Below are 11,073 nucleotides of genomic sequence, written 5' to 3'. Positions count from 1 at the left end.
CTCGGCGTCGTCGTGATGATCATCGGCGGGCCGCTGGCCTGGGTGGTGCTGGCCGCCGCGTTGATCGTCCTGGCCGACACCCTCATCAAATACGCCAGAGGCCAGGCGTCACTGTTCGACGTCGCCATGGCGGCGCTGGACTGCATCCCCGGCATGAAGGGGCTGACGACGCTGGGCGGCCTGGCGGCGGGCGCCCGCGCACTGGCGCGGGGCGGGTTGCGCGGGATGGCCGGCCGGTTCGGCAACCTGGCCATGGACGGTGGCGCCGCACTCTTCCGGCGCGGCGCCAAGCGCGGCCCTCGGGTCGGCCCGCCGATGCCCATGAACATGAACAGCGTCACCATGATCTCGCAGCGCTACAACATCGACCTGGCCGGAATCAGGATCAACATCAACCGGAGCACCTCGGGCCTGTACGGGAGCACGCCCTCAGCCACCCAGATCAATCTCTACCGTGACGCGTTCTACGACGAGCAGACGCTCGCCCGGACCCTGGCGCACGAGCGGTTCCATGTGGATCAAATCAACAACGGCGGGCGGATTCCGACAAATATTGATGAATTGAACGCCTGGGAGGACGAGGCTTACGCCTTCGAGGACCAGTGGTGGGACAATCACCCGCGGAACCAGCCAGAAGGAGGAGGCGAATGAGCCGCGAGGCAGCCGACTGGGACGCCTGGATGGCGCTCTACGCCAGGGGACACGAGAATCCGCCCTCGGTGGATCAGGAGCCCTGCCCGAACTGCGGTGCCCGCGCCGTGCGGCTGGTGTTCGTCGAGAAGTCCGTCACGGGCGACGGCCCGGCGTCGCTCTGGTGCGGCTCCTGCCTCCAGGGCATTTACCTCTCCCGCACGTGGATCCCCGACAACGCGGAGCGCCTCGCGCCGGGTGCCACCCCTGAAGAGGTGCGCGCGGTCATCCCGAACTACACCGTCATCTGGCCGGACGCCGAGGACGAGGCCGGGAACGAGGGCGACGAGGACATCGAGTCCCACACGTTCTAAGGGGAGTGCCCTGACGGGTGGACCCGAGGCGGCGCGGGCGGCCCTCACGCCCGCTCCCCGCCGCGGGCGTCACCGCTTGCGGCCGATTCCCCCGTAGGCCGCCGCGTTCGTCGCGTCGTCGCCGTCCGCCACGTCGGGGCGCCACTGGGCCAGCGGGACCACGCCCGGGTCCACCAGGTCCAGGCCCTCGAAGAACCCGGCGATCGCGGCGGGGCTGCGCAGGATGTAGGGGACCGCGCCGCTGGCGTTGTACCGGTCGGTGGCCGCCGCGTTCTCCTCGTGCGTGTCCACGCTGTCGTTGAGCGCCAGATAGCTGCCCGGGGGCAGCGCGTTCAGCAGGCGGCCCAGGATGCTCCGCGCCTCGTCGTAGTCCTGGACGTGCCCCACCGTCTGCATCAGCGTCAGCGCCACCGGCCGGGAGAGGTCCAGCGTCTCGGCCGCGGCGCGCAGGATCGCCTCGGGGTCGTGCAGGTCGGAGGCCACATAGGTCGTGACCCCCTCGGGCGTGGAGGTGAGCAGCGCGCGGGCGTGCGCGAGCACCAGCGGGTCGTTGTCCACGTACACGACGCGGCTCTCGGGGGCGACCCGCTGCGCGATCTCGTGCGTGTTGTCGGCCGTGGGCAGCCCGGTGCCGATGTCGAGGAACTGCCGGATCCCCGCCTCACCCGCCAGATACCGCACGGCACGGGCGAGGAAGTACCGCGAGGTGCGGGCCAGATCGCCGATCTCGGGGAACACCTCGGAGAAGCGCGCGCTGAGCTCGCGGTCCACCTGGTAGTTGTCCTTGCCGCCGAGCCAGTGGTTCCAGACACGAGCCGAGTGCGGCGTCGAGGTGTCGATGTCCGGTGTTCTGTCCGCCATGGCTGCACCCTTCGGAGTGGACGTCGTGACCGAAGAGTATGTCCACGCCACGCCGGCCACGTGCCGGGGCCGGGCCGCCTCCGTGCGGCGGCCCGGCCCGGCACCCGCCGCCGTTCCTACGGGCTGTCGTTCCGGTGGTGCCCGCCCGCGAAGTACGCGTGCAGGGCGGCCGAATGTGCCTTCAGTTTCCCCGGGTCCATGAGGAAGAACGCGTATGCCTCGGCGAACAACTCCTGCGGCTTACCGGGCCACTCCTTCGCCGCGTATGCCGTGAGGTCCGCCCGAATTCCCTCGCTGCCGACCAGGGTGACGAAATGCCGTAGCCGGTGGGTTCGCAGTTCGTCCTCGGAGTACACGGCCGCGAGTGCGTCCCGCGCCTCCTTCAGGGGCGCTTCCAGATCACGGGTGGCCGCGTCGCACTCCGCGGTCTTCGCTCTTTTCTCCCTCAGCGTCCGGTCCGCGGGGTCGTACTTGGCCGTGTCGAACTTCTTCAGTTGCAGGGACACGGAGTCGGTCTTCCTGCGGGTCTCCTCATACGCCGCCAAACGCTCCGCCTGTGCCTTCCCCGCGGCGTCCACCCCGGCTTCCAGCGCCTTCTGCTGTGCCGCCCCCGCGGCGTTGAACACGTCTATCGCCTCCGAGTAGACCCGCCTCGCGGCGTTGAACTGGTTGACGGCCTCCTCCTGCACGGCACAGGCCGCCTTCAGCCGCTCGTGGATCCCGTTCCGCTCCTGCCACATCCGCTCGTACAGCGCCCATGCGGGCTGCTCCTCCAGAAGGGCCGCGTTGTACGCGTCGTGGGCCGCCCTGCGGCGGCGGAACACGGTGTAGAGAGCGAACTGCCGGTCCGTGTACGGCAGTTTCTCCACCGCGTGCCCGATCTCGTGGGCGACGGTGAGCATGGCCGCCCCCTCCGCCTGGTTCAGGGCCGCGTCCGAGATCCGGAGCTCCCTGACGACGGTCACCCCGAAGTCGCGCAGGGCGATCCGGTGCCCGAACTGGGCGATCGTGTGCCAGGTCTCCGGCGGAGCGGCCGGCATGCCCTCCTCGGTGCCCAGCTCGGGCCCCCGGGAGCCGGCGGGTTGGCGCTGTTCCTGAATGCTCCCGATCCGGACCAGGAGCAGGCCCCCCAGCGCCGCCCGGTCCTCCGCCGGCACTCTGGCGAGCACCTGACTCACCAGTTTCTTTTCCTTTTCCTGCCATAAGCCCCGCCACGCGGGCTCCGGTCTGCCTTCGAGCCTTTCGTCCATGGACGTGCCTCGCCCCCTCACATGACCGCCGCGGCTCCATCGCCGCGGCCCGCTCAGTGTGCCGGGGGACGGCGCACGTCAACCACCCCCGCGGGCCAGGGAAAAGAATTCGCGCCGTACGCTCATATTCCCTGTGGCCCCCTCCTCTTCATTCACCCCTCACGCCCCAGGAAAGCGCGATCCCCGATACCGAATTCCTTACCGCCGCGCCGTGCCGGGCTCCCGCCGGGGCGTGTCCGTCGCGCACAGCGCCGCGTCCGCCGCGGCCTGGAGGTGTGCCGCGCGGTCGGGGCTGCCGGACCAGTGGGCCGTGATGTAGACGGTCGCCGACCCGCGTCCGCCGGTCGCGTGCCCCGAGGCGACGGAGTTGCCCGGCAGGTCGCCGAGGTGTCCCCAGTACGCGCCGCCACAGCTCAGCGGGCTGCTCTGCACCCCGTACCCGTACCGGCTGCCCTGCGGGTAGCCGTCGTCGCCGACGTCGGTGGTGTCGTGCGTCATGAGCCTCACCGCCCAGCCGGGCAGCAGCCGCCCGCCGAAGAGCGCGTCCCAGAAGGCGTTGAGGTCCTCGGGGGTCGAGACCAGTCCGCCGGACGCCCCGAACTCGTATCCCGGAAGTTCCGTCACGTCGACCACGCCGTCCTCCGGACGGGCCGGGTGCACGCCGTAGTTGTGCGCGTGGGGACCGCGCAGCCCCAGCTCGCCGGGCTCCGGCCAGTACGTCTCGTCGAGGTCCAGCGGATCGAGGATCGTCCGCTCGATGTGGGTGCGGACATCCTCACCCGTCACCCTCTCGATCGCCATGCCGAGCACGAGGTAGTTCGTGTTGGAGTAGCCCCAGTCCTGCCCGGGTTCGAAGGCGGGTCCCTGTCCGAGGGACAGCGCCAGGTACTCCTCCTGGGTGTGGCTCCGGTCCCAGTCCACCAGCTCGCCGTATTCCGCCAGGCCGCTGGTCTGCTTCAGCAGCTGCCGCAGGGTCACCTCGCTGCCCGCGAGCTGCGGCACGTAGCGCCCGGCGGCGTCGTCCAGGCGCAGTTCGCCGTCGGCGACGAGCCGCATCACCGCCGTCGCGGTGAACGGCTTGGTGACACTCGCGATCCGGAAGCGACCCTCCGCCCCGACCATCGGCCGCCCGCTGCCGAGTTCCGAGGTCCCGGCGGTCACGGTGTCCCGGCCGCTGTGGGCGAGCGCGCCGGGCACGCCATCCTCCTCGACGAGCAGATCCAGCTGCCGTTGCACGGGGTTCGGCGCGCCGCCCCCGTCGGGCGGGGCGGCGCCGACGGTGGCGGCCACGGCGGCGAGTGCGGCGGCGAGGGGAAGGGCGACGGCGTTGCGCTTGCGATGCATGAGAGCTCCCGGTCGTGGATACGCCCTCGAAGCTAATCCGCCCGCGCGGCGCGCTCACTGGTGCTGGGGCGAGAGCCGGGGTGGGGCCAGCACCCCGACCCGCCCGGGTGGCAGCCTCCGACCCCCCGCTCCAGGAGGCTCGGCCCAGGGCGTCGCCGAAGGCTCAGCCCAGGTCGTCGAAGGCTCAGCCCAGGGCGTCGCCGAAGTCGTCGTCGAAGGCGTCGCCGAGAGCGGCGGCGATCAGGCCGGGCAGGTCCGGGCGCCCGTCCTCATGGGCCCAGCGCATCAGGGCGACGTACATGGCGGCCAGGCAGGTGCTGGCCGCCACCCAGGTGCGGAACTCCGCCTCGGGGTCCGGCGCGTCACCGAGCAGGGCGTCGACGATGGCCTTCTGGGTGGCGAACTGGCCGTCCAGGTGGCGGGCGCGCAGCGCCGGAGTGTCCATCATCAGCCGGAGCCGGGCGAGCAGCAGGTCCTTCTCCGGCGCGGAGCGCGCCCCCGGCGCGTCGCCGGCGGGCCCGACGACCTCGCGGGTCGTTTCGACCAGGGTCCGCCCGATCCGGCGCACCAGGGGCTCGTCGGCCGGCCGGGCCGCGACCCGGGCCGCGATGAGGGGGTCGTACCGGTCGTGGAGCACCAGGTCTTCCTTGGTCGGGAAGTGCCGGTAGACGGTCATCGTCGAGACCCCGGACGCCCGCGCGACGTGGTTGACGGTGGTCGCGTCGTAGCCGTGCTCGGTGAACAGCCGCATCGCGTGCGACTGGATCATGCGCTGGGTCTCCGCCCGCCGGCGCTCGCGCAGACTCGGCCCCTCACCACTCATGCGTGATACGGTACCGTGCTGGTAGTCACTACCACATCGAGAGTCACTAACACCTTGAGGTGAACGGAATGGGCAGACTGACCGGCAGGACCGCCGTGGTGACCGGAGCCTCGCGCGGCATAGGACGGGCCATCGCCCAGCGCCTCGCCGCCGACGGCGCGGAGATCGCCGTGCACTACGGCAGCGGCGAATCCGCGGCGAAGGAGACGGTCGCCGGCATCGAGAAGGCCGGCGGGCGCGCCTTCGCCGTCCGGGCCGAGCTGGGAACGGCCGGGGACGTCGACACCCTGGTCACCGCAGTGGAACGCGGGCTGGCCGGGCGACCGCTGGACATCCTGGTCAACAACGCCGCCGCCCTCCCGGCCGGGCCGATCGAGACGGACACCCCGGAGCAGTTCGACCGCCTCTTCGCGGTGAACGTCAAGGCGCCGTACTTCCTCATCCAGCGGGCGCTCCCGCTGCTGCGCGACGGCGGCCGGATCATCACGTTGACCTCGGTCGCCGCCCGCATGGCCCTCCCGGGCCAGACCTCCTTCGCCATGGGCAAGGGCGCCCTGGAGACGATGACCCTGACCCTGGCCAGCGCGCTGGGCACCCGGGGGATCACGGTCAACGCCGTCGCCCCCGGCGCCACCAAGACCGACGTGAACGTGCCCGTCTTCGAGGCCCCGGGCGTCGAGGAGCTCATCACCGGGCAGACCGCCCTCGACCGCCTCGGCCGGGCCGAGGACGTCGCCGACGCCGTCGCCTTCCTCGCCTCCGACGACGGCCGCTGGATCACCGGCCAGATCCTCGACGCCAGCGGCGGCCTCCACCTCGGCGCCCGCGGCTGACGCCGGAGCGGGTCTCGGCCAGGGCGCTGACGCCGGTGGTGAGGAGGGTGACGGCGACACCGCCGAGGATCGCGGCCGAGGGTCCGGCCACTTCCAGCGCCACGGCGGACAGGGACGCGGTGAGGCCGTAACCGACGGCCCCCGCCGCGTACATGACGGAGTACGCGGCGGCGTGGGCGTGCGGGGGCAGCCGCTCGCGGAGGCTGAGGTTCCGGGTGACCATCACACCGGCCTGGAAGACGCCCGCCAGCATAAGCCCGGTGGCGATGCCCGGCACGCCCGGGAGAACGGTGACCAGCGAGACGCACCCGGCGTAGACGGCGAGAAGCACCAGGCTCTGGACCCGCGGCGGGCCCGGCCAGGTCCGCAGGCCGTAGGAGAACGCGCCGACCGCGCTGGCCAGGGCGAATCCGGCGAGCAGCGGCCCCGACCACCCGACCGCGATCCGCCGCTCCTCCAGGAGGGCCGGGAGGACCAGCTCCGCGGCGGCCAGCAACGCCATGGCGGCGGCGCTGGTGAGGTAGACGGGCCAGGCGGAGAGCAGGGTCCGCGCCATCGGCACGGCGGCGGGCCGGGCGGGTCCCGGCTCCGCGGATTCCGGGAGCCCGAGCAGCAGGACCGAGGCGGCGGCGGCGAGCAACGCGCACAGGACCAGCGGGGCTCCGGGGTGCACCTGGAGCGCCAGGAACACCACCACGCCGGGCGCCGCGGCCCAGACGACCTGGGTCAGGGCGGCCTCGGCGCTCAGCGCGCGGGGCACCGCCTCCTCGGCCACCAGCCGGGTCAGCATGGTGCGGACGCCGCCGGGACCGGCGGCGGGCGCCGCGCCCGCCAGGAGCGCGAGGCCGACCAGCACGGGGGAGGGGGCGGATGCCGCGAACGGCAGGGCGCCGAAGGGAAGCGCCCCCGCCATGAGCCCGGCCGACAACTGCCGCCTCATCCGCCCGCGCCCCAGCCGCGCCCCGAGCAGCGTCGCGCCGAACACCTCGCCCACCACATACGCGGAGGCCAGGCCCGCGCCGAGGGTGTAGCCCCCCGGGCTCTCCCGGCTCAGGAACACCAGGGCCAGCGGCGCCATGGCCACCGGCACCTTGCCGGCGAACGCGACCAGGCCCCAGAGGAGGACCGCACGCGTCATCAGGTCCCGGTAACGGGGCTCGGCCGCGGACAGTCCGACCACCCTCCTCGCACGGGGAGAAGCGCGCCGGGCCGCGAGGGCTGCCCGGCCCTCACGCCATGAGGGTGGCGAAGAGGCCGGGGATCAACGCCGCGTTGGGGTGGCTCAGAGGCACGGTCAGCACGGGCTTCCCGCCGCCCGCCTGGTGGATGAGGACCATGCCGCTGTCCAGCCGCGCGGCGCCGATCGACCCCCAGGCCAGGGAGAGCCGTGGCCTGGCACACGCGATGCCGTCCCGGCTCACCTTCACACTGCCGCCGACCGTGACGGTCTCCCCACGGCGGACCTGGGCGACCAGCTCGGTGAGCAGCCGGGGCTCCAGGTATCGCCTGGCCAGGCTCACCAGGAACGCCCACTCCTCGGGCTGGTCGGCCCGGCGGCCCGCCCGGGAGAAGTGCACGGCGACCTGCGGCCCGCCGTGGTACGGGTACCGGCCCACCCGGAACTCCCACGTGTTCTCGTAGGTCGTCGGGAACATGAAGCGCTTCTGGGCGGTGTGGGTGGCCGCATAGCCGACCCACTCCGCCTGGTCGAGCGCGATCGATTTCCTGCCGTAGGTGATCACCTGCGGGTCGGCGTGCAGAGCTGTCCAGCCGACCTTGGTGTCGAGAACCGGGCCCGGAGCCGGGACCGGAGCCGGAGCCGGCGCCGCGGGGGGCGTCGCCTCGGGGCGCGGGGCCGGCGCCTGGCGCGCCGGCGCCGTGCGGGTCGCCTCGCCGGACTCGCCGGCGGTGGTGACGTATGCGGAGAGCCATGCCGGTGTGTGGGAACGCGGGTAGGCGATCAGGTCGTCGCGGTAGTGCTCGGGTGCCAGCAGATGGTCGTCGGGGAAGGGCCGGTCGCCGTAGTCGTAGTCCGTGGCGATCCGCGCGTGCGTTCCGGCGCTGTGGTCGACGCTGAGCAGCAGGCGCCACCAGGGCCCGGCCGGCATCCGGGCGGCGAGGTGCCGCTGCCGGCGGACCAGCAGGGCAGTCTGCTCCGGTACCCGGACGTCGGCGCTCCGGCCCCCGGACCAGAACCGCAACTGGGCGACCTCGCCGGAGACCGTGAAGGAGAAGACCGCCGTGAAGCGGTCCCACCCCGGCGGGCCGAGCAGGGCCACCTGCTGCGCGATCGGCCCGAGCAGCCGGGACGCCCCGGCCGCGACCGCCTCCTCGGTAGGGGCGCCGACGGTGAACGAGCTGATGCCCGCGGAGCCTTCCGACTCGGAGTCGAGCCGCATGACCTCGTCCCCGAGGTCGGCCATGAAACGTTCCTCGGCGAGCCCGCGGCGCACGTACGCCTCCTCGGCGGCGAACATCTCCTCCGCCTGCCGCGGAGGGATCGAGCTCGATATCTCCTTGACCCGCCCGGAGTCGCTCACCAGGAACACCGACCGGCCCACCGGCATGTCCAGGAACGCCATGGGGTCGCTCTCGTCGACCTCCACCGGCGCGTACACGCTCCAGCCCGCGTCGAAGCGATCCGCCGCCAGCCCCCGCGTCGGGTAGTCCAGGCGGCGGGCCCGGATCCGTTCCACGACCAGGGAGACCGCCCGTTCGGCGGCCATCCGCCCGCCCTCGGGTGTCGACACGTGGTCGAGCGGGTGTCCGGCCCGGCCGCCGAGGCCGATGCCCTCGGGCGACCGGCCCCGGTAGTGCTGCGTGAGGTCGAACCAGAGGCACACCTCCTCGGCGGTCTCGGCATCGACATCGGCCGCGATCACCGACCACGAGCCGTCGGCGTCCCGCCCGTGGAGCGTGACCAAGTCCCCGCCGTCCCGGCCTGCCACCACGTAGTCGGCCTCGTGGAGAGTGCCGAGTTCGGCGGCCTCGGCGAGCGTGGGCGCCGTGGCGCTGACGCGCTCCCCGAACGGCTCGCCGCCCACGTCGACGGCGGTCACCACGTAATGGCCCTCAGGTGCGCCGTCCCAGGCCGAGGCCGGTCGGCACAGGGCATCGTGCGAGCGGCGCATCTCCACGACGACGGCGGCGGGGGCATCGGTGGCGAGGACCCCCCAGATGCCGGTGGCGTCCCTCCCGTAGAGCGTGATGGCGTCGTGGCCATGGCGGACCGACACGTAGTTCGTCTGGTGACGGTCGCCGAACGCGGCGGCCTCGCCGAGGGTGGGCGCCGTGGGGACGATGCGTTCCCCGAGCCGTTTGCCGCCGGCGTCGGTGGCGGCGATCACGTAGCCGGTCATCAGGTCTGCTCCTGTCGCGACCGAGGGTGGGGGATGGGTGTGCGAGGTCATCCGCCCCGCCACATTAGTGGCTGACGAGGTCGGCCACGCCAGGGCAGAACCCCGCTTCCCAGGACGAGTTGGCCGTCAGCCGCTCGCCTCGACGTAGGACGCCAGGTTCGCCAGCGAGGAGGCGATCCCGGCCTCGTGGTCCGCCTGGTCGATGCCGGGTGGCACGTTCGTGGCGGTGACGGTCACCTCGGTCCCGTCACCGGTGGCGGCGAGGTGCCAGGTCATCGTCATGGTGCCCGCGAACGCCGGGTCGTCGGACTCGAACACCGCCCGCTGCACCACGCGTTCCGGTGGCACCAGGTCGGCGAACCCGACGTCGACGACATCCGCCGCGTCCGACGTCTTGCCGGGGCTGTCCGAGGGGTCGAGGTAGGTGAGGACCATCCGGAACCCGCCACCGGGCCGGGGATCCCACCGCTCGACCCGCCCGCGCATGCCGTCCGGTGGCAGCCAGACCTCAAGGGACTCCCGGTCGAGGAGGGCGCCGTAGACGGTCGCCGGTGACGCCTCGATCACCCGGCTGGCGCGGTCGGTCCTGTCCATGGCCCGATCCTAGGTCCGACGCGCGCCGCGTCGCACGGCCCACGAGCCGGGGGCCGTCCCGGACAGCGCGTTGACCGGCCGGACACCGTCCGCCGCGTCCGGGACAGGCAACGGCCCTGGCCGGGAGCACCGTTCCTTGCCACCGTTGACACCACCGAAGCACCCGGGAATCCGGGGGACTTCGGGCGCGGCCGTCACCGGTCAACGGTGATGGCGGCTTCGGTTCATTCCTTGGAGGGGGAGAACATGGCAGTTCGCACATTGCTCGCGAGCGTGGGGGTGGGCGCCGCGCTCGCCTTGGGCACCATGGTCGCTCCGGCGCAGGCCGCGCCGGCGCCGGCGTCCGATGTGGGGTCACTGAGCTGTACCGCCCCCATCACACCCGCGCCGGGCTACCGTTGCCTGTCCTCGTACGACACGGAAGCGCAGTGCGACACCGGTGTGCTGCGGCACATCAGCGCCACTCCGGCGACCTCGGGCTACTGCGCCTCGGCCGCTGGGAGCTGGTGGGGCTTCGTCAACATCTACTGACGACGTCCTCGCCGGGGTTGCCGGTGGCTGGGGTGGGGCGGCTTCGACGCTTGGCCTAGGTGGCCGGCGCTTGCCCGGGTGTCTGTTTCGTGCGGATGCACGAGGGAGGCACCTACGGGGGGAGGGTTCGTGGGTCGGGGCCGTCCCGGTGACCGGCCAGTGGTCTCTTGGAAGAGGTGGGTGTCCGAACGGGCGCAGCGGATGACGCTTGTCTCGGGTCGGTCTGTTCGCTGTGGCTGGGGTGGCGCGCAGCTGCTGCCGCCTCTGTGTTCCCTTGTTGGCTATTCGCCGGGCCGGTGGGGGTCGTTGCCCAACCGGGCCGTGGTGGCGGTGCGCTTCGTCTGCCCCTTCGGGCATCTGGAGGTGGGGACTGTTCTGAAACGCGAAACACTTCGTTTTAAACAGAGTGTTGAAAACAAACCGTGCGCCGTTTGAAAACAGTCCCCGCCCTCCGATGCCCGATAGGGCAACGAA

At 72.3% G+C, this 11,073-nt stretch carries 10 protein-coding genes and 1 pseudogene; 4 read left to right on the top strand and 7 right to left on the bottom strand.

Annotation, left to right across the window (positions count from 1 at the left end):
• Positions 1 to 193: pseudogene (locus ADY01_RS41910) on the top strand (hypothetical protein); the annotation flags it as partial.
• A gap of 454 nt (positions 194 to 647) precedes the next feature.
• Complete coding sequence (locus tag ADY01_RS36145) at positions 648 to 1,004, top strand: hypothetical protein (protein WP_053171216.1); 357 nt, start codon at positions 648 to 650, stop codon at positions 1,002 to 1,004.
• A 69-nt stretch (positions 1,005 to 1,073) separates the two neighbouring features.
• Here the strand turns inward: ADY01_RS36145 and ADY01_RS26170 are convergent, their stop codons facing one another.
• The 4 genes from ADY01_RS26170 to ADY01_RS26155 form a co-directional block, all read right to left on the bottom strand.
• Positions 1,074 to 1,865 (bottom strand): SAM-dependent methyltransferase, encoded by a 792-nt coding sequence (locus ADY01_RS26170; protein WP_049578428.1) that lies wholly within the window; start codon positions 1,863 to 1,865, stop codon positions 1,074 to 1,076.
• 116 nt (positions 1,866 to 1,981) lie between these two features.
• Positions 1,982 to 3,043: a hypothetical protein gene (locus ADY01_RS26165; RefSeq protein WP_159001443.1), complete on the bottom strand. Its 1,062-nt coding sequence runs from the start codon at positions 3,041 to 3,043 to the stop codon at positions 1,982 to 1,984.
• A gap of 270 nt (positions 3,044 to 3,313) precedes the next feature.
• Entirely contained in the window at positions 3,314 to 4,459 is a 1,146-nt protein-coding gene (locus tag ADY01_RS26160; RefSeq protein WP_049578425.1) for a serine hydrolase domain-containing protein, read from the bottom strand.
• A 184-nt stretch (positions 4,460 to 4,643) separates the two neighbouring features.
• Positions 4,644 to 5,282 carry a TetR/AcrR family transcriptional regulator gene (locus tag ADY01_RS26155; RefSeq protein WP_049578423.1) on the bottom strand — a complete coding sequence of 213 codons (639 nt, stop codon included), beginning with the start codon at positions 5,280 to 5,282 and terminating at the stop codon, positions 4,644 to 4,646.
• A gap of 68 nt (positions 5,283 to 5,350) precedes the next feature.
• Between ADY01_RS26155 and ADY01_RS26150 the strand changes: the two genes are divergently transcribed.
• Positions 5,351 to 6,115: an SDR family oxidoreductase gene (locus ADY01_RS26150; protein WP_049578421.1), complete on the top strand. Its 765-nt coding sequence runs from the start codon at positions 5,351 to 5,353 to the stop codon at positions 6,113 to 6,115.
• Here ADY01_RS26150 and ADY01_RS26145 read toward each other — a convergent pair.
• The 3 genes from ADY01_RS26145 to ADY01_RS26135 all read right to left on the bottom strand — a co-directional run bounded on the left by ADY01_RS26145 (position 6,060) and on the right by ADY01_RS26135 (position 10,068).
• Entirely contained in the window at positions 6,060 to 7,295 is a 1,236-nt protein-coding gene (locus ADY01_RS26145) for a hypothetical protein (protein ID WP_199826309.1), read from the bottom strand. The two genes, ADY01_RS26150 and ADY01_RS26145, sit on opposite strands and share 56 nt — an antisense overlap.
• Before the next feature lie 49 nt (positions 7,296 to 7,344).
• Positions 7,345 to 9,474 carry a hypothetical protein gene (locus ADY01_RS39925; RefSeq protein WP_049578419.1) on the bottom strand — a complete coding sequence of 710 codons (2,130 nt, stop codon included), beginning with the start codon at positions 9,472 to 9,474 and terminating at the stop codon, positions 7,345 to 7,347.
• Positions 9,475 to 9,600: 126 nt separating this feature from the next.
• Positions 9,601 to 10,068 (bottom strand): SRPBCC family protein, encoded by a 468-nt coding sequence (locus ADY01_RS26135; RefSeq protein WP_049578417.1) that lies wholly within the window; start codon positions 10,066 to 10,068, stop codon positions 9,601 to 9,603.
• Positions 10,069 to 10,314: 246 nt separating this feature from the next.
• Here ADY01_RS26135 and ADY01_RS26130 point away from each other — a divergent pair, with 246 nt between their 5' ends.
• On the top strand, positions 10,315 to 10,599 hold the full coding sequence (locus tag ADY01_RS26130) for a hypothetical protein (protein WP_049578432.1): 285 nt from the start codon (positions 10,315 to 10,317) through the stop codon (positions 10,597 to 10,599).
• Positions 10,600 to 11,073 lie beyond the last annotated feature (474 nt).

The organism is Streptomyces sp. SBT349 (assembly GCF_001083795.1).
Classification (GTDB): domain Bacteria; phylum Actinomycetota; class Actinomycetes; order Streptomycetales; family Streptomycetaceae; genus Streptomyces.
Note: the sequence above shows the minus strand (reverse complement) of the source record. Positions and strands in the feature narration are given on the sequence as shown.

Excerpts from the sequence above, each read along its gene's own strand:
- ADY01_RS36145 (WP_053171216.1), top strand. The coding sequence starts at position 648 with ATGAGCCGCGAGGCAGCCGACTGGGACGCCTGGATGGCGCTCTACGCC.
- ADY01_RS26170 (WP_049578428.1), bottom strand. The coding sequence starts at position 1,865 with ATGGCGGACAGAACACCGGACATCGACACCTCGACGCCGCACTCGGCT.
- ADY01_RS26160 (WP_049578425.1), bottom strand. The coding sequence starts at position 4,459 with ATGCATCGCAAGCGCAACGCCGTCGCCCTTCCCCTCGCCGCCGCACTC.
- ADY01_RS26155 (WP_049578423.1), bottom strand. The coding sequence starts at position 5,282 with ATGAGTGGTGAGGGGCCGAGTCTGCGCGAGCGCCGGCGGGCGGAGACC.
- ADY01_RS26150 (WP_049578421.1), top strand. The coding sequence starts at position 5,351 with ATGGGCAGACTGACCGGCAGGACCGCCGTGGTGACCGGAGCCTCGCGC.
- ADY01_RS39925 (WP_049578419.1), bottom strand. The coding sequence starts at position 9,474 with ATGACCGGCTACGTGATCGCCGCCACCGACGCCGGCGGCAAACGGCTC.
- ADY01_RS26135 (WP_049578417.1), bottom strand. The coding sequence starts at position 10,068 with ATGGACAGGACCGACCGCGCCAGCCGGGTGATCGAGGCGTCACCGGCG.
- ADY01_RS26130 (WP_049578432.1), top strand. The coding sequence starts at position 10,315 with ATGGCAGTTCGCACATTGCTCGCGAGCGTGGGGGTGGGCGCCGCGCTC.